Genomic DNA, 16,710 nt, shown 5'->3' on the forward strand with positions numbered 1-16,710 from the left:
GGGAAGAGGCTAGTACCTACAACCTCAATTTCCCGGTTGTAAGACTGACGCCTTCCCGGCTAAAGCCGATCCTACGAATCGACGCCAACGCTAACTAGTTCGGCTGATCTGCCAGCATCGCCTCATACCCTTCCTTATAAGTCGCATAACGCGGCGTCCAGCCCAGCGCCTTGGCGCGGGCGTTGCTGCAGCGCTTGCTCCCGGTGCGGCGCACGCTGTTTTCATCCGACCACTCCGTGACACCCAGACGCTGACGCATCCAGTCGACCACTTCGGCCAGCGGCGCGGGTGCATCGTCGACGCCGAGATAGCAGTCTTTCAGTGCCACCTCGTCCGATGCTGCTCGCAGCAAAAACGCCAGCAGCCCGGCGGCGTCCTCGGCATGAATGCGGTTGCCATACAGCGGCGGGTTGGTTGCAACGGTGTAGCCCTGACGTACCCGGTTCATCAGGTCACTGCGGCCCGGACCGTAAATTCCGGTCAACCTGACAATGGTCGCTGGCACCCCACTGTCCAAGGCCACTTGCTCTGCCTCGCGCATGACCTGGCCCGAGTAACCGGTGGCGTCAACGGGTGACGTTTCATCGACCCACTCGCCTTGCTGTTGACCATAAACGCTGCTGCTGGAGACGAAAAATATCCGCTTGGGTCTCTGGCCGCTGCGCTCGCTCCAGCCCAGTACGTGCCGGAGGCCTTCAACATAAGCCGCGCGGTAACCCGCTTCATCCCGGTCAGTCGGTGTGGCGCAGTAGACCAGGTAATCGAGCCGGCCTTCCGGCCAGTGCGCGGGAATGCGGGCGTCGAACAGGTCGCCGCTGACGCCGAGCACGCCTGCAGGCAGTTTCTCAACGGAGCGGCGCAGGCCGTACACCGTCCAGTCATCAAGCAACAGCTGGGACGCCAATCGGCTCCCGATGTCGCCACATCCAGCAATCAAAACGGATGGCGCTGACATGTCCAATCTCCACATCACTTATTGAATTTCAGCCCGTAAAACGGGCTACAAAACCGACCATTGGGAAGCATTCTCAGGAAAAAAGAGACGCTCTTACTTTTGTTAACAAGAATTACTTGCAATAATAACGACCCTTTGTTCTCCTCCGCTCGCCTAGCGCCAGCGTGACGCTCTCAGAACGAACACCTATTTCATATCAGGTCGGGCCAGCATGACATCTATTCAAATCCCCGCTTCGTCAATTGCCACTCGAGGTCTGCCACGTGCTGGACGCGCCATTGCCGCGCTGCTGTTCAGCCTGATGTTGACGCCTGTAGCGCTCGCTGACGCCAACGCTCCTGCACAAAAACCCGCCGTACAAGCCGAGGCGCCAGCCGCTACACCGGTTGACCCCGCTACAGCGCCAGGCGTTCAAGAACTGACCCCGGCTTCTGCTCCAGCTGAGTCGCTCGACCCCGCGGCGGAAGATAACAGCCTGGGCATGTCCCACGATCTCTCGCCATGGGGCATGTACAAGAACGCGGACATCATCGTCAAAGCCGTGATGATCGGTCTGGCCATTGCATCGGTCATCACCTGGACCATCTGGATCGCCAAGGGCTTCGAACTGCTCGGCGCCAAACGTCGTCTGCGAAGCGAAATCGCTGCGCTGAAACGCGCGCGTAATCTGGACGAAGCCAGCGCAGGGGCCAAAAAAGAAGGCACCCTTTCCCACTTGCTGGTGCATGACGCACTCGAAGAGATGCGTCTGTCGGTCAACACCCGCGAGCGCGAAGGCATCAAGGAGCGCGTTGCTTTCCGCCTTGAACGCCTGGTCGCCGCCTGCGGCCGCAGCATGAGCATGGGCACCGGTGTATTGGCGACCATCGGTTCGACTGCGCCGTTCGTGGGCCTGTTCGGTACCGTCTGGGGGATCATGAACAGCTTTATCGGCATCGCCAAAACCCAGACCACCAACCTGGCCGTTGTAGCGCCGGGCATCGCCGAGGCCTTGCTGGCCACCGCGCTGGGCCTGGTTGCCGCGATTCCTGCCGTGGTCATCTACAACGTCTTCGCCCGCTCCATTGCCGGTTACAAGGCGCAAGTGTCCGACGCTTCGGCGCAGGTTCTGTTGCTGGTTAGCCGCGATCTGGATCACCAGCCTGCGGCCGAGCGCAACCAACCGCCGCACATGGTAAAGATGGGGTAAACCATGGGCCTGCATTTGAAGGAAGGCGATGACGATCTCGCCGAGAACCACGAAATCAACGTGACGCCGTTCATCGACGTCATGCTGGTCCTGCTGATCATCTTCATGGTTGCCGCACCGATGGCAACCGTGGACATCAAGGTCGACCTGCCCGCCTCTACCGCCAAACCGGCGCCTCGGCCCGAAAAACCGATTTTCCTGAGCGTGAAAGCTGATCAGAGCCTGTACCTGGGCGATGAAAAAGTGGCCCGCGAGCAGATCGGTCAGGTGCTGGATGCCAGGACCAAGGGCAAGAAAGACACCACGATCTTCTTCCAGGCTGACAAAGGCGTCGACTATGGCGACCTGATGGACGTCATGAATGCCCTGCGCGGCGCCGGCTACCTGAAGGTGGGCCTGGTGGGTCTCGAGACGGTCGGCAAGAAATGATCAATACGCGCCAAAAGCTGACGCGCTATAGCGGTAGTCTGTTGTTGGTGCTGGCGGTCCATGCCGTGGCGATTGTCGTCGCATTGCGCTGGCCCTCCTCGCAGGCCATTGAGCTGCCCCCGGCGGCGATGATGGTCGAGCTGGCGCCCGTTCCAGAGCCTGCACCGCCGCCACCGCCAAAAGTCGTGCAACCGCCGCAGCCGCCCGCGCCTGAAGAACAGCTGCCAATTCCGCCAGTCGCCGAGGCGCCCAAGGCCGAAATCGCTGTGCCCAAGCCGGTCAAGCCCAAACCCAAACCACAGCCGCCAAAACCTGTGAAGAAGGTCGAGCCGCCGAAGGAAGAAAAGCCAGCCGACGACAAGCCGCTGGACGCACCGCCGTCCAACGCCAAACCGGAGAAGTCGGCGTCGCCGCAACCCGCTCCGCCCACGCCACCGAGCAATGCATTACCGACGTGGCAGGGTGAATTGCTGAGTCACCTGAGCAAGTTCAAGCGTTATCCGGAAGACGCCCGACGCCGGGGCATGCAGGGCACCAGCAAGCTGCGCTTTGTGGTCGATGGCGAAGGCCGCGTGCTGTCCTATGAACTGGCCGGCGGTTCAGGAAGCGCTTCACTGGATCGAGCGACTCTGGAGATGATCCGCCGCGCGCAGCCATTGCCCAAGCCGCCGCCGGAATTGCTGAAGAACGGGTCGCTGGAAGTGGTCGCTCCCTTCGTTTATTCCCTGGATAAACGCTGAAACCAGAATTTTGTCAGCCGCGACGGGTTGATAACGTGCGTCTATCGATTGCACCCGCTATGCTGGGGCCGCAACTTCATGGACGCACGTTATGACCCTCACAGAATTGCGCTACATCGTTACCCTCGCCCAAGAGCAGCACTTCGGCCATGCCGCTGAACGCTGTCACGTCAGCCAGCCGACCTTGTCAGTGGGCGTAAAAAAGCTGGAAGATGAACTCGGCGTGCTGATTTTCGAGCGCAGCAAGAGTGCCGTACGTCTGACCCCGGTTGGCGAGGGCATCGTGGCCCAGGCGCAGAAGGTTCTCGAACAGGCTCAGGGCATTCGCGAACTGGCCCAGACCGGCAAGAATCAACTGACCGCGCCGCTTAAAGTCGGCGCGATCTACACCGTTGGCCCTTACCTTTTTCCTCACCTGATTCCCCAACTGCACCGGGTCGCCCCGCAGATGCCGTTGTACATCGAGGAAAACTTTACCCACGTGCTGCGCGACAAGCTGCGCAATGGCGAGCTCGACGCGATCATCATCGCCCTGCCGTTCAACGAGGCCGATGTCCTGACGCTGTCGCTGTACGACGAGCCGTTTTACGTGCTGATGCCGGCCGATCATCCCTGGACCCAGAAAAAGACCATCGATGCCTCGGCGCTGAACGACAAGAGCCTGCTGCTGCTCGGCGAAGGGCACTGCTTCCGCGATCAGGTGCTCGAAGCCTGCCCGACGCTGGTCAAGGGCGGCGACGCTGCCAAGCACACCACCGTGGAGTCCAGCTCGCTGGAAACCATTCGGCACATGGTCGCGTCGGGGCTGGGTATTTCCATCCTGCCGATGTCCGCCGTCGACAGCCATCACTACGCGCCCGGCGTGATCGAGGTCCGTCCGCTGTCGCCGCCGGTGCCATTCCGCACCGTGGCAATCGCGTGGCGTGCCAGCTTCCCGCGTCCGAAAGCCATCGAAATCCTCGCTGACTCGATCCGTCTGTGTTCCGTCGCTCGTCCTAAAGCTCAGGCTGAAGCGAGTTAAGGGACGGTATGACGGAGCTGTCTCATGTCTCGGTCACGGCGCTAAAAGGCGTCGGTGAGGCAATGGCTGAAAAGCTGGCGAAAGTCGGTCTTGAGAACATTCAGGACGTGCTGTTTCACCTGCCGTTGCGTTACCAGGACCGGACTCGTGTTGTGCCCATCGGCGAATTGCGTCCGGGCCAGGACGCCGTGATCGAAGGTGTGGTCAGCGGCGCTGACGTGGTCATGGGCAAGCGCCGCAGCTTGCTGGTCAGGATGGGCGACGGCACCGGCGTGTTGAGCCTGCGCTTTTACCACTTCAGCAACGCGCAAAAGGACGGCCTCAAGCGCGGTACCCACGTGCGCTGTTACGGCGAAGCCCGGCCCGGTGCCTCAGGCCTTGAGATCTACCACCCGGAATACCGCGCGATCACCGGCGACGAGCCGGTGGCCGTCGAGCAGACACTGACGCCGATCTACCCCACGACCGAAGGCCTCACCCAGCAGCGCCTGCGGCAGTTGTGCCATCAGAGCCTGTCAATGCTTGGCCCGAAGAGCCTGCCTGACTGGCTGCCGGATGAGCTGGCGCGCGACTATCAACTCGCGCCCCTGGCTGACGCCATTCATTACCTGCACAACCCGCCTGCCGATGCTGACGTCGAAGAGCTCGCGCTGGGCCATCACTGGGCGCAGCACCGACTGGCATTCGAAGAGCTGCTGACACACCAGCTTTCCCAGCAACGCCTGCGTGAAAGCCTGCGCTCGCAACGCGCGCCTGCACTGCCACCGGCGAAACGCCTGCCGAAGAAATTCCTCGCGAACCTCGGATTCCCGCCCACAGGTGCGCAGCAGCGCGTCGGCAACGAGATCGCGTACGACCTCAGTCAGCACGAGCCGATGCTGCGTTTGATTCAGGGCGACGTAGGCGCAGGCAAGACGGTCGTGGCAGCACTCGCGGCCTTGCAGGCCCTCGAAGCGGGCTATCAGGTCGCACTGATGGCGCCCACCGAGATCCTCGCCGAACAGCACTTCATCAATTTCACCCGCTGGCTGGAGCCACTCGGCATCGAGACGGCCTGGCTTGCAGGTAAGCTCAAGGGCAAGGCGCGGGCGGCGTCACTGGCGCAGATCGCCGGCGGTACGCCCATGGTCGTCGGCACGCACGCGTTGTTCCAGGACGAGGTGCAGTTCAAGAACCTCGCGCTGGTCATCATCGACGAGCAACACCGTTTCGGCGTTCAGCAACGCCTGGCCCTGCGCAAGAAGGGCGTCGGCGGCTTGATGTGTCCGCATCAGTTGATCATGACCGCCACCCCCATCCCGCGCACCCTGGCGATGAGCGCCTACGCCGACCTCGACACGTCGATTCTCGACGAACTGCCCCCCGGGCGTACGCCGGTGAATACCGTTCTGGTGGTCGACAGCCGGCGCATCGAAGTGGTCGAGCGCGTACGCAATGCATGCGCCGAAGGCCGGCAGGCGTATTGGGTGTGCACGCTGATCGAGGAGTCCGAGGAGCTGACGTGTCAGGCCGCTGAAACGACGTTCGAGGAACTGACCAGCGCGCTGGGCGAGCTCAAGGTCGGCTTGATTCACGGGCGCATGAAGCCCGCCGAAAAAGCCGCCGTCATGGGCGAGTTCAAGCAGGGCAACCTGAATCTGCTGATTGCCACGACAGTGATCGAGGTCGGCGTGGACGTCCCCAATGCCAGCCTCATGATCATCGAAAACCCGGAACGCCTGGGCCTGGCGCAGCTTCATCAATTACGCGGTCGGGTCGGCCGGGGCAGCGCGGCCAGCCATTGCGTGCTGCTGTATCACCCCCCGCTTTCGCAGATCGGTCGCCAGCGGCTGGGCATCATGCGTGAAACCAACGACGGCTTCGTGATTGCAGAAAAGGATCTGGAGCTGCGTGGGCCGGGCGAGATGCTCGGAACGCGCCAGACAGGACTGCTGCAATTCAAGGTTGCTGACCTGATGCGCGATGCAGATTTGCTGCCAGCGGTCAGGGACGCGGCGCAGGCGCTGCTTGAGCGCTGGCCCCAACATGTCAGTCCCCTGCTGGAGCGCTGGCTGCGCCATGGCCAGCAATACGGCCAAGTGTGAAGCAGTCAACGCAATAACAGGGTGTCTCACCTCTATAACAACTAAGCTGGTTATACTTCAGCGATTGTAGGAATCTGGATACAGGCCATGACAGAAGTTGCCCACATCGACGCAACCCCACACTGCCCCTCTATCATTCGGCAGTTGCTGGGCAAAGCCGCTATCAACTTCCGTGAAGTGACTGATGACGAGTCACTTCCGCTTGATCAAAAAGTGCAGGCCATTCTGGTCGACGACTCCGTTGGCGCGCTGTTCATCCTGTTTCCACAAAACCAATTGCTCGACCTCAATCGTGTTACCGAGTTGACCGGCCGCAAGTTGAAGGCGGTTCCGAAAGAGTCGCTCGAACTCATGCTGCAAAAACATAAACTGGGCACGTTGCCCGGCCTGCCTTCGCTGACCAGCTCGCCTTGCCTGTATGAAGAGCGGATTCTGTCCGGCAATACCGTGCTGATCGATTCCGGTGAACCAGGCCTCTTGCTGGAAATCAGCAGCGAGGAATTCAAGACGCTGTTGACCAAGGCCAGCGCTGCCCGCTTTGGCGAGCCGGTGACCTCCGTCACGCCCAACCTCACGCGTCCCGATGACGACCGCGAGGAAATCACCAAAGCCGTTCAGAATTTCACTGCCCGGCGCATCCAGCAGCGTCTTGAGTCCACGGTGGAAATCCCGCCGTTGGCCGACACGGCGCAGAAGATCATCAAGCTGCGCGTCGATCCCGACGCGACCATCGACGACATCACCGGCGTGGTGGAAACCGACCCGGCATTGGCGGCACAAGTCGTGAGCTGGGCGGCGTCCCCGTATTACGGCTCAGCAGGCAAAATCCGCTCGGTGGAAGATGCCATTGTTCGCGTGTTGGGTTTTGATCTGGTGATCAATCTGGCGCTCGGTCTGGCGCTGGGCAAAACCCTGGCGCTGCCCAAGGATCATCCGCAGCAGGCAACCCCTTACTGGCAGCAGTCGATCTACACAGCCGCGATCATCGAAGGCCTGACCCGCGCCATGCCACGTGCCGAGCGCCCGGAAAGTGGCCTGACGTACCTCGCCGGCTTGCTGCACAACTTCGGCTATCTGCTGCTGGCGCACGTGTTTCCGCCGCATTTTTCGCTGATCTGCCGCCAGATCGAAGTCAACCCGCATTTGCACCATAGCTACGTCGAGCAGCACCTGCTGGGCATCAGCCGCGAGCAGATCGGCTCCTGGCTGATGCGAAACTGGGACATGCCGGAGGAACTGGTCATCGCCCTGCGCTTCCAGCACGACCCGCACTACGCAGGCGAGCATTACAAGTATGCAAACCTGGTGTGCCTGGCGGTGAGGCTGCTGCGCAAGGAAGGCATTGGCTCAGGCCCGCTGGAAAGTATTCCGGACGAGCTGCTCGAACGCCTGAAGCTGTCCCGCGAGAAAGCTCAGGACGTGGTGAAGAAAGTACTGGAGGCCGAAGTGCTGTTGCGCGAACTGGCCTCGCAGTTCAGTTAATCCGGAAGTGTCCGGGGAGGACTACTTCTTCTTCCTCGGCTTCAGATACTTCGTCAGCCCCTGAAACCACATCACCAGGCCAGCGTTGCCGGTCACCACGATATTCTTGTCCTGAATGCCCTGCATGAACGCGAGCTGCTTGTTCCGAGCCTGCAGGGTGGCGAAGCCGTAGTCGGCATCCTTGAAAGAAATCACGAAAGCAGGCGCCGCGAAGGTGCCGGCGCGGCTCTTCACGCATTGATCGCGCACGATGAAATGCCTGGCGATCTTGCCGTCAGCCGTCTGCAACTGGAACGCCAGATCCTTCCCCGCAAGTTGCTGTTGAAACGCGGGATTATTGCGACTGGCGCGGGCCATCAACAGGCCCAATATCCAGAGTAGAAAACGAAACTTCATGCGTGGGCCTCATGGGGTCAGCGGCAGTTTGGGTGACCAGCCGCAGTGTAGCGAGCTTGATTGACCGGTGAACAAGCAGAACCGGTCAGTCGCAAAGTGGCGGACTGGACGAAGCGCACAGGTCCAGCGCGGTTGATTCATCGGCCATAAAAAAATGGACATGCCGACTGATCGGCATGCCCATCTCCGTGCTGCTCGCCCCCCGCAGAGCGCTCAGCGAATTACTTTTTCTTTGCTGCGGGTGCCTTGGCCGCTGCGGCCTTGGCTGGCTTGGCATCTTTGGCGGCTGCTGCCGGCTTGGCTGGTTTCGCTGGCTTTGCCGCGTCCGGATTAACGCTGTCTTTGAGAAACTTGCCCGGCTTGAACGCCACCGTGTTGCTGGCCTTGATCTTGACGGGCTCACCCGTCTGAGGGTTCTTACCGGTGCGGGCGCCACGATGGCGCTGCAAGAAAGTGCCGAAGCCAACTAGTGTGACACTGTCCTTCTTGTGCAGCGCGTTGGTGATTTCGTCGAGCACGGCGTTGAGGACGCGATTGGCTTGTTCTTTGGTGAGATCTGCTTTCTCGGCAATAGCCGCTGCGAGTTCTGGTTTACGCATATGAAGCCTCTTTTACGGTTTTTTGTTTTTATGTCCCGTGCAGCCCTTGCGGACAGCGAGCAGGTGCCGCAACAGCTCTACGTTGCGGCAGACCGGAATGAGAATGGCACGCCACCGGGGCCCGCGCCAGTACGTGAGCCACGATTGTTTCAACTAAAAGATGGCTTATCCGACAGAACGACTGTTAATCATGCCAGCAGCGGGGGCAAAGCCTTGTTCAGGGCGAGCTTGTCCATCACCGCAGCGCCTGTCAGCGCGTAACCCAGCAGGTTGCCGTCGCTGTCGCAGCACAACGCTTTGATATCGGCGCCCTCACCTTCCACGGTCCAGACACCTTCCGAGCCCTTGGGCGGCGGGGACACTACCAGCGGGCAAACCGGCGTTTTCACCGTCACCGGCATTGGGCCATATTTGACGGCTGTGGGTGTACCAGCGAGGGTCTGCGCCAAGGCTCGGGCGCAGTTCATCAGCGGCATGACGTAAAGCAGGTTCAGCCCATCCACTTCAGCGCAGTCGCCCAGCGCGTAGATGTTTGCGTGGGACGTCTGCAAATGCCGGTCGACCACAATGCCACGCCCGACTTCCAGGCCCGCCGCTGCGGCGAGATCAGTGCGAGGACGCAGGCCTATGGCCGACACCACCAGATCGCAATGCAGCACCTCGCCATCGGACAGGTGCGCTTCGAGCCCGGTGTCGGCACGATCAAGCCGAGTCATCAAAGGTCCGAGGTGAAAACGCGCGCCCAGGCTTTCCAGCCCGGCCTGTAATGCTGCGGCGGCCGCAGGAGGCAGCAATGTCGGCATCACCTGCTCGCATGGCGCAACGAGGTCGATTTCGTGGCCGCCCAAAATCAGATCGTTGGCAAACTCACAGCCGATCAGGCCTGCGCCGAGGATCAACACCCGCTTCTTGCCGGCTGCTGCGGCGCGGAAACGCGCGTAATCCTCAAGATCGTTGATCGGGAATACGGCGTCGCAAGCATCACCCGCCACCGGCACGCGGACGGTTTCCGCCCCCCAGGCCAGAATCAGGTCGCGGTAGGCCACCGCTTCCTCGCCGATCCACACACGCTTATGACCCGGATCGATGCCGCTGACGCGGGTGTGCGTGCGTACCTCGGCCCTGAGCTGCTCAGCCATGGCGCCCGGCTCGGCCATGCTCAGTCCGTCGGCTTCCTTGTTTTTGCCAAAGCCGGTGGAAAGCATGGGTTTGGAGTACGAACGGCCGTCATCGGCGGTGATCAGCAACAGCGGCGTCTCGCCATCCAGCTTGCGAAATTCGCGAGCGAGGTTGTAGCCGGCCAGCCCGGTACCAATGATCACGACAGGTGCGTTCATTCACTTCTCCAGCGGGGTCTTGGAAGTCGGCGGATCAGCCGATTTCGATCATTTCAAAATCCATTTTGCCGACGCCGCAGTCAGGGCACAGCCAGTCTTCCGGCACATCCTGCCAGAGCGTGCCCGGCGCGATGCCGTCATCCGGCCAACCGTCGGCTTCGTTGTAAATCAGGCCACAGACTACGCATTGCCACTTTTTCATCGCTCGGTTCTCTTGGTTTCAGGCTAGACGTCCCAGACGCTCCGCTGTCGTCGCGAAGTTTATCGAATGGGTCAGGCCTTTTACTGATCACAGCGCCATGACGCAAGTTTCATTGATGTACAACGCGTGTACTTTCCAGTGGGAGCTGGCTTTAGCCGGGAAGGCGTCAGTGGCCGCACCGAGAGATTGATGGTGTTCACACCGGTCTCCTCCCGGCTGAAGCCGGTCCTACGAATACTCCACATATCGCCAGTAGGACTGGCTTTAGCCGGGAAGGCGTCAGTGGGCGCACCGCGAAATTGATGGCGTTCAAACCGACCCCTTCCCGGCTGAAGCCGGTCCTACGAATACTCCACATATCGCCAGTAGGACTGGCTTTAGCCGGGAAAGCGTCAGTGGCCGCACCGCAACATTGAGGGTGTTCACACCGGCCTCTTCCCGGCTGAAGCCGGTCCCACTAATACGCCGCGTATCGCCAGTAGGACTGGCTTTAGCCGGGAAGGCGTCAGTGGGCGCACCGCGAAATTGATGGCGTTCAAACCGGCCCCTTCCCGGCTGAAGCAGGTCCCACGAATACTCCGCGTATCGCCAGGTGGACTGGCTTTAGCCGGGAAGGCGTCGGGGGCGTCGGCGCAAACGGGTGGGTGCTCCGGTCGTCGGTCAAAAATCGCAATCATGCTAAGCTCGCCGCCTCGATTGCCGCCTGTGTTTGTCTCCCGTGATCCAGCAAACCCCTGCATTTCCAGCGCCCGAGTGGCTTTTGCGCGATCAATTGATCGGAGCACCCTCGCCCGCCGTTCTTGAGTGGCTTTTCCACGAAGATTCCTTGACCCGACGCCTGACCCGGCTCTCTGACGACCACTTTTGCGTCGAACCGCAGTTCGAAGGCTGGCAGTCCCTGCGTGACGATGAATGCGCCGCGCTGCAATTGCCTGAGGGCAGCGAAGGCTGGGTGCGTGAGGTCTACCTGCTGGGCCGCAATGAAAGATGGGTGTTTGCCCGCAGTGTCGCCGCTCGCCGCGCGCTGGAGCAGGATGGCCTGCACATGGACGAACTCGGCACCCGGTCACTGGGCGAGTTACTGTTCAGCGATGAAGCCTTCGCCCGCGGCCCGCTGCAGGTCTGCCGCTATCCTGCGCAATGGCTGCCCGAGACTGACGCACAGCAGGGCTTGTGGGGACGCCGCTCCTGTTTCAGCCGAGGGAACTTAAGCATTCTGGTAGCGGAAGTGTTTCTGCCCACTGCATGGCGTGCCATCGAACCCAACGCTCCACTGCATGCTCAAGAGGGCCGCTGATGTACCTGTCGTTGCTCAAATCCCTGAACCGTCTGCACCCACGCGCCTGGGACTTCATCCAGCTCACGCGCATCGACAAGCCCATCGGCATTTATCTGTTGCTATGGCCCACCTTGTGGGCCGTCTGGATTGCCGGCAAAGGCTCGCCGTCCCTGAGCACGCTGCTGATTTTCGTCGTCGGCGTGTTCCTGATGCGCGCGGCGGGCTGCGTGATCAACGACTTCGCTGACCGCAAGGTGGACGGCCACGTCAAACGCACCGAGCAGCGGCCTTTGGTCAGCGGCAGGGTGACGTCAAAAGAAGCGCTGATCCTGTTCGCGGTACTGGTGGGAGCGAGCTTTGTGCTGGTGTTGTTCACCAACGCGACGACGATCTGGCTGTCGTTCGGCGGGCTTGCTCTTGCAGCCACTTATCCCTTCATGAAGCGCTTCACCTATTACCCGCAGGTGGTGCTGGGTGCCGCGTTCTCGTGGGGCATGCCGATGGCGTTCACGGCAGAGACGGGCGAGCTGCCCGCTGCCGCCTGGCTGCTGTACATCGCCAATCTGCTGTGGACGGTGGGATACGACACGTATTACGCGATGACGGATCGCGAGGACGACTTGAAGATCGGCGTGAAATCCACCGCCGTGCTGTTCGGCGATGCGGATCGGGTGATCATCCTCACGCTGCAATGCCTGGCGTTGTTTTGCCTGATGCTGGCGGGTGCGCGCTTCGAGCTGGGCCTGTATTTCTTCATCGGCCTGCTGGTAGCGGCGGGATGCTTCGCCTGGGAGTTCTGGTCGACGCGGGACAAAGACCCGCAAGCCTGTTTTAAGGCCTTTCTGCACAACCATTGGGCGGGGCTGGCAATTTTTGTCGGTATCGTGGCGGACTACGCGCTGCGCTGACCAATTCGGACGCACGCAGCGCTTTAAGCGATCAGATTATGGCTTGGCGATGTGCCAGACATCACCCTTGCCGTCGCCGGTTTTATCACCCGCGGCTTTGTCATTTTTGAAGGTGTACAGCGGCTTGCCCTTGTAAACCCACTGCGAAGCACCGTCATCGCGCTTGATAATGGTCCAGTCGCCCTCAGGCTTGTCGCTGGCCATGGCAGTCAGCGGCGGCCAATTGGTTGCGCACTGATCGTTGCAAACGGACTTGCCTGCCGAGGTGTCTTTATCAAAGGTGTAAAGGGTCATGCCCTTATGGTCGGTGAGCATGCCGTCACTGGTCATCGCGGGCGCGGCAGCGAATGCCATCCCGGAAGATGCCAACGCTGCTGCCGCCAAAAGGCGCATCAGAGCAGAAGAAATTTTAGCCATGGATGAATCCTCTTCTTGTTTGTCGTTGTATGGACATTTCTTGTAGGACAAGTCCCCAGCTTAGCCCTAGACCGGCGAATACGCCTAGCGCGAACTAACCTGTCACACGACTGCAATAATTCCGTTATCTAATGCGCCCCAAGACAGTGAAATGACATGAGGTTCGAGGCATGGCTGGCAGGAGCATTCTGATCGTCGACGACGAAGCACCCATACGCGAAATGATTGCCGTCGCGCTGGAAATGGCTGGCTATGACTGCATTGAGGCTGAGAATTCGCAACAGGCCCATGCCGTGATTGTCGACCGCAAGCCGGACCTCATCCTGCTGGACTGGATGCTGCCCGGTACATCCGGCATTGAGCTGGCCCGTCGTTTGAAGCGTGACGAGCTGACCGGTGACATCCCGATCATCATGCTCACGGCCAAAGGCGAAGAGGACAACAAGATCCAGGGTCTTGAAGTCGGCGCCGATGATTACATCACCAAACCCTTTTCTCCCCGCGAACTGGTCGCCCGGCTCAAGGCCGTGCTGCGGCGAGCTGCCCCGAACGATGGCGAATCGCCGATCGAAGTGGGCGGTCTGCTGCTGGACCCGATCAGCCACCGCGTGACCATCGACGGCACACCTGCCGAGATGGGCCCGACCGAATACCGCCTGCTGCAATTCTTCATGACCCACCAGGAACGCGCCTACACCCGCGGGCAGTTGCTCGATCAGGTCTGGGGCGGAAACGTCTACGTGGAAGAGCGCACCGTGGATGTCCACATCCGGCGTCTGCGCAAAGCCCTCGGCGAGGCTTACGAAAATCTGGTACAAACCGTCCGCGGTACTGGCTACCGCTTCTCCACCAAAAGCTGAAAACGCTTTTGGCAGCGATTCAGACCGCTGAAGACAAGGACGCGTTAATTGAATCACAACTGGCATGGCACCCTGATCCGGCACTTGCTGATGTTGGTCACAGCCTCGCTGTTGGCCGGTTTGATCAGCGGGCATTACGGCGGGTGTCTGGCAATCGGTCTGGGGCTGTATCTGGCCTGGACCCTCAAACAGCTGCTACGCCTGCATGACTGGCTTCGCCATCACAAACCCGACGAGCCGCCACCCGATGGCTATGGCTTGTGGGGGGAAGTCTTCGACAGCATTTACCATCTGCAACGACGCGACCAGCGCGTGCGTGGCCGCCTGCAAGCAGTTATCGACCGTGTTCAGGAATCCACTGCCGCGCTGAAAGATGCCGTGATCATGCTCGACAGCGACGGCAACCTGGAATGGTGGAACCGCGCGGCAGAAACCTTGCTGGGCCTGAAGACGCCCCAGGACAGCGGGCAACCCGTAACCAATCTGGTCCGCCATCCGCGCTTCAAGGAGTACTTCGCCCACGCCAACTACGCCGAACCGCTGGAGATTCCTTCGCCGGTCAACGACCGCCTGCGCATTCAGATGCTGATCACCCGCTACGGCAACAACGAGCATCTGATGCTGGTGCGCGACGTGACGCGCATACACCAGCTGGAGCAGATGCGCAAAGACTTCGTCGCCAATGTGTCCCACGAGCTGCGCACACCATTGACGGTGATCTGCGGCTATCTGGAGACGCTGCTGGATAACGTCGAGGACGTGAACCCGCGCTGGGTCCGTGCGTTGCAGCAAATGCATCAGCAAGGCGGACGCATGCAGACGTTGCTCAACGACCTCCTGCTGCTGGCCAAGCTGGAAGCCACCGATTACCCGTCCGACAACCAGCCTGTGGCCGTGTCGTCGCTGCTGCAAAGCATCACCAATGATGCTCAGGCCCTGTCAGGAGACAAGAACCAGCAGATTACCCTGGAGCTGGAAAGCGACGTCAGCCTCAAGGGCAGCGAGGCGGAGTTGCGCAGCGCGTTCTCCAACCTGATCTTCAATGCGGTCAAATACACGCCGGCTGAAGGCAAGATCCGCGTCCGCTGGTGGAGTGACGGGCGTGGCGCCCACCTGAGCGTGCAGGACTCCGGCATCGGTATCGACAGCAAACACATTCCGCGCCTGACCGAGCGCTTCTACCGCGTCGACTCCAGCCGCGCGTCAAACACCGGCGGCACAGGCCTGGGCCTGGCGATCGTCAAGCACGTGCTGCTGCGCCACCGCGCGGCACTGGAAATCAACAGCGTCCCCGGCAAGGGCAGTGTGTTTATCTGCAACTTTGCCCCGGCGCAGATGACCAAAGCCTAGGCAAGCCTGTAGATAGCCGCTAAATTGCGTCCCTTGTGCCCTCCAATTGTGAGGGCTTGTTTCATTCCACACCTCAAAACGGAACCTGCAAAACCCCATCATGGACCCTTCCCCTGGTATCAGCCTGGCTTCACTCTTCGCCGATTTCGGCATGATTCTTTTCGCAATGGTGTTGGTTCTGCTCAACGGATTCTTCGTTGCGGCCGAGTTCGCCATGGTCAAACTGCGCTCGACTCGTGTTGAGTCCATCGCCGACAACAACGGCTGGCGCGGACGCATTCTGCGCACCGTTCACAGTCAGCTCGATGCTTACCTGTCGGCTTGCCAGCTGGGTATTACGCTGGCGTCGCTGGGTCTGGGCTGGGTCGGTGAGCCGGCGTTCGCGCACTTGCTGGCCCCTTTGCTCGAGACGGTAGGCGTGGAGTCGCCTGAAGTCGTCAAAGGCGTGTCGTTCTTCAGCGCCTTTTTCATGATTTCGTACCTGCACATCGTGGTGGGTGAACTGGCGCCGAAATCCTGGGCCATTCGCAAGCCCGAGCTGTTGTCGCTGTGGACCGCGGTGCCGCTGTACCTTTTCTACTGGGCGATGTACCCGGCCATTTACCTGCTCAACGCCAGTGCCAACGGCATTCTGCGCATCGCTGGCCAAGGCGAGCCCGGCCCTCATCACGAGCATCATTACAGCCGTGAAGAGCTCAAGCTGATCCTGCACTCAAGCCGCGGTCAGGACCCCAGCGATCAGGGCATGCGCGTGCTGGCCTCCGCTGTGGAAATGGGCGAACTGGAAGTGGTGGACTGGGCCAACTCCCGCGAAGACATGGTCTCGCTGGAGTTCAACGCCCCGCTCAAGGAAATCCTCGCGATGTTCCGCAGGCACAAGTTCAGCCGGTACCCGGTGTACGACTCAGACCGCAACGAGTTCGTGGGTCTGTTGCACATCAAGGACCTGCTGCTGGAGCTGGCGGCACTGGATCACCTTCCCGAGTCCTTCAACCTCGCCGAGCTCACGCGGCCGCTGGAGCGCGTCTCCAAGCACATGCCGTTGTCGCGTCTGCTGGAGCAGTTCCGTCAGGGCGGCGCGCACTTTGCGCTGGTTGAAGAAGCCGACGGCAAGATCATCGGCTATCTGACGATGGAAGACGTGCTGGAAGTGCTGGTGGGCGATATCCAGGACGAACACCGTAAGGCCGAGCGCGGGATCCTGGCTTATCAGCCGGGCAAGCTGCTGGTACGCGGGGACACGCCGCTGTTCAAGGTCGAGCGCCTGCTGGGCATCGATCTGGACCACGTGGAAGCCGAAACCTTGGCAGGCCTGATCTACGACAGCCTCAAGCGCGTGCCTGAGGAAGAGGAAGTCATGGAAGTCGAAGGCCTGCGCATCATCATCAAAAAGATGAAAGGCCCGAAGATCGTGCTGGCAAAGGTGCTCAAGCTGGATTGAACTGCCCGTCAGAGCAGATGA

Annotated in this window: 16 protein-coding genes and 1 pseudogene; 11 read left to right on the plus strand and 6 right to left on the minus strand. The window is 60.7% G+C overall.

Translation table 11 applies throughout. The features are described from left to right. Nucleotides 1-94: 94 nt before the first annotated feature. Entirely contained in the window at nt 95-955 is an 861-nt protein-coding gene (locus tag SLW74_RS05070; RefSeq protein ID WP_410928299.1) for an SDR family oxidoreductase, read from the minus strand. A gap of 211 nt (nt 956-1,166) precedes the next feature. Here SLW74_RS05070 and exbB point away from each other — a divergent pair, with 211 nt between their 5' ends. From exbB to SLW74_RS05100, 6 genes are all read left to right on the plus strand, one after another. Beyond that, entirely contained in the window at nt 1,167-2,144 is a 978-nt protein-coding gene (gene exbB / locus SLW74_RS05075) for a tonB-system energizer ExbB (RefSeq protein ID WP_410928300.1), read from the plus strand. Between the two features lie 3 nt (nt 2,145-2,147). After that, a complete protein-coding gene (gene exbD / locus SLW74_RS05080) occupies nt 2,148-2,573 on the plus strand; it encodes a TonB system transport protein ExbD (protein WP_410928301.1) in 426 nt (141 codons plus the stop codon). Further along, nucleotides 2,570-3,313, plus strand: coding sequence for an energy transducer TonB (locus SLW74_RS05085; protein ID WP_065988217.1), 744 nt, complete (start codon nt 2,570-2,572; stop codon nt 3,311-3,313). The genes exbD and SLW74_RS05085 overlap by 4 nt, the downstream gene beginning before the upstream one ends. A 91-nt stretch (nt 3,314-3,404) precedes the next feature. Then, the gene (locus SLW74_RS05090) at nt 3,405-4,334 is read left to right on the plus strand and encodes a hydrogen peroxide-inducible genes activator (RefSeq protein ID WP_065988216.1); all 930 of its coding nucleotides are present in this window, start codon (nt 3,405-3,407) and stop codon (nt 4,332-4,334) included. Between the two features lie 8 nt (nt 4,335-4,342). After that, nucleotides 4,343-6,418, plus strand: a complete 2,076-nt coding sequence (recG, locus tag SLW74_RS05095; protein WP_065988215.1) for an ATP-dependent DNA helicase RecG — start codon at nt 4,343-4,345, stop codon at nt 6,416-6,418. 87 nt (nt 6,419-6,505) lie between these two features. Then, nucleotides 6,506-7,900 (plus strand): aminoacyl-tRNA deacylase and HDOD domain-containing protein, encoded by a 1,395-nt coding sequence (locus tag SLW74_RS05100; protein ID WP_065988214.1) that lies wholly within the window; start codon nt 6,506-6,508, stop codon nt 7,898-7,900. Nucleotides 7,901-7,921: 21 nt separating this feature from the next. Here the strand turns inward: SLW74_RS05100 and SLW74_RS05105 are convergent, their stop codons facing one another. The 4 genes and pseudogenes from SLW74_RS05105 to SLW74_RS05120 form a co-directional block, all read right to left on the minus strand. Then, nucleotides 7,922-8,296, minus strand: coding sequence for a helicase (locus SLW74_RS05105; protein ID WP_410928302.1), 375 nt, complete (start codon nt 8,294-8,296; stop codon nt 7,922-7,924). 329 nt (nt 8,297-8,625) lie between these two features. Beyond that, nucleotides 8,626-8,895 (minus strand): annotated as a pseudogene (locus SLW74_RS05110) (HU family DNA-binding protein); the annotation flags it as partial. 188 nt (nt 8,896-9,083) lie between these two features. After that, complete coding sequence (locus SLW74_RS05115; RefSeq protein WP_065988212.1) at nt 9,084-10,232, minus strand: NAD(P)/FAD-dependent oxidoreductase; 1,149 nt, start codon at nt 10,230-10,232, stop codon at nt 9,084-9,086. A 34-nt stretch (nt 10,233-10,266) separates the two neighbouring features. Next, complete coding sequence (locus tag SLW74_RS05120) at nt 10,267-10,434, minus strand: rubredoxin (protein WP_032856748.1); 168 nt, start codon at nt 10,432-10,434, stop codon at nt 10,267-10,269. Nucleotides 10,435-11,194: 760 nt separating this feature from the next. On the opposite strand from SLW74_RS05120, the gene SLW74_RS05125 reads away from it, so the two are divergent. Beyond that, a complete protein-coding gene (locus SLW74_RS05125; protein ID WP_410928303.1) occupies nt 11,195-11,731 on the plus strand; it encodes a chorismate--pyruvate lyase family protein in 537 nt (178 codons plus the stop codon). Further along, nucleotides 11,731-12,621, plus strand: a complete 891-nt coding sequence (ubiA, locus tag SLW74_RS05130; RefSeq protein ID WP_410928304.1) for a 4-hydroxybenzoate octaprenyltransferase — start codon at nt 11,731-11,733, stop codon at nt 12,619-12,621. The genes SLW74_RS05125 and ubiA overlap by 1 nt, the downstream gene beginning before the upstream one ends. 36 nt (nt 12,622-12,657) lie before the next feature. On the opposite strand, the gene SLW74_RS05135 is transcribed toward ubiA, so the two are convergent. After that, nucleotides 12,658-13,038: a hypothetical protein gene (locus tag SLW74_RS05135; protein ID WP_410928358.1), complete on the minus strand. Its 381-nt coding sequence runs from the start codon at nt 13,036-13,038 to the stop codon at nt 12,658-12,660. 170 nt (nt 13,039-13,208) lie between these two features. On the opposite strand from SLW74_RS05135, the gene phoB reads away from it, so the two are divergent. The 3 genes from phoB to SLW74_RS05150 all read left to right on the plus strand — a co-directional run bounded on the left by phoB (nt 13,209) and on the right by SLW74_RS05150 (nt 16,689). Continuing rightward, nucleotides 13,209-13,898, plus strand: coding sequence for a phosphate regulon transcriptional regulator PhoB (gene phoB / locus SLW74_RS05140; RefSeq protein ID WP_065988205.1), 690 nt, complete (start codon nt 13,209-13,211; stop codon nt 13,896-13,898). 90 nt (nt 13,899-13,988) lie between these two features. After that, complete coding sequence (gene phoR / locus SLW74_RS05145; protein ID WP_410928359.1) at nt 13,989-15,248, plus strand: phosphate regulon sensor histidine kinase PhoR; 1,260 nt, start codon at nt 13,989-13,991, stop codon at nt 15,246-15,248. Between the two features lie 100 nt (nt 15,249-15,348). Then, nucleotides 15,349-16,689 carry a hemolysin family protein gene (locus SLW74_RS05150; protein ID WP_065988202.1) on the plus strand — a complete coding sequence of 447 codons (1,341 nt, stop codon included), beginning with the start codon at nt 15,349-15,351 and terminating at the stop codon, nt 16,687-16,689. Nucleotides 16,690-16,710 lie beyond the last annotated feature (21 nt).

Origin of the sequence: Pseudomonas sp. W5-36, from assembly GCF_046540455.1 — a bacterium.
In the GTDB taxonomy this organism is placed as follows: Bacteria; Pseudomonadota; Gammaproteobacteria; order Pseudomonadales; family Pseudomonadaceae; genus Aquipseudomonas; species Aquipseudomonas graminis_B.

Excerpts from the sequence above, each read along its gene's own strand:
- SLW74_RS05070 (WP_410928299.1), bottom strand. The coding sequence starts at position 955 with ATGTCAGCGCCATCCGTTTTGATTGCTGGATGTGGCGACATCGGGAGC.
- exbB (WP_410928300.1), top strand. The coding sequence starts at position 1,167 with ATGACATCTATTCAAATCCCCGCTTCGTCAATTGCCACTCGAGGTCTG.
- exbD (WP_410928301.1), top strand. The coding sequence starts at position 2,148 with ATGGGCCTGCATTTGAAGGAAGGCGATGACGATCTCGCCGAGAACCAC.
- SLW74_RS05085 (WP_065988217.1), top strand. The coding sequence starts at position 2,570 with ATGATCAATACGCGCCAAAAGCTGACGCGCTATAGCGGTAGTCTGTTG.
- SLW74_RS05090 (WP_065988216.1), top strand. The coding sequence starts at position 3,405 with ATGACCCTCACAGAATTGCGCTACATCGTTACCCTCGCCCAAGAGCAG.
- recG (WP_065988215.1), top strand. The coding sequence starts at position 4,343 with ATGACGGAGCTGTCTCATGTCTCGGTCACGGCGCTAAAAGGCGTCGGT.
- SLW74_RS05100 (WP_065988214.1), top strand. The coding sequence starts at position 6,506 with ATGACAGAAGTTGCCCACATCGACGCAACCCCACACTGCCCCTCTATC.
- SLW74_RS05105 (WP_410928302.1), bottom strand. The coding sequence starts at position 8,296 with ATGAAGTTTCGTTTTCTACTCTGGATATTGGGCCTGTTGATGGCCCGC.
- SLW74_RS05115 (WP_065988212.1), bottom strand. The coding sequence starts at position 10,232 with ATGAACGCACCTGTCGTGATCATTGGTACCGGGCTGGCCGGCTACAAC.
- SLW74_RS05120 (WP_032856748.1), bottom strand. The coding sequence starts at position 10,434 with ATGAAAAAGTGGCAATGCGTAGTCTGTGGCCTGATTTACAACGAAGCC.
- ubiA (WP_410928304.1), top strand. The coding sequence starts at position 11,731 with ATGTACCTGTCGTTGCTCAAATCCCTGAACCGTCTGCACCCACGCGCC.
- SLW74_RS05135 (WP_410928358.1), bottom strand. The coding sequence starts at position 13,038 with ATGGCTAAAATTTCTTCTGCTCTGATGCGCCTTTTGGCGGCAGCAGCG.
- phoB (WP_065988205.1), top strand. The coding sequence starts at position 13,209 with ATGGCTGGCAGGAGCATTCTGATCGTCGACGACGAAGCACCCATACGC.
- phoR (WP_410928359.1), top strand. The coding sequence starts at position 13,989 with ATGTTGGTCACAGCCTCGCTGTTGGCCGGTTTGATCAGCGGGCATTAC.
- SLW74_RS05150 (WP_065988202.1), top strand. The coding sequence starts at position 15,349 with ATGGACCCTTCCCCTGGTATCAGCCTGGCTTCACTCTTCGCCGATTTC.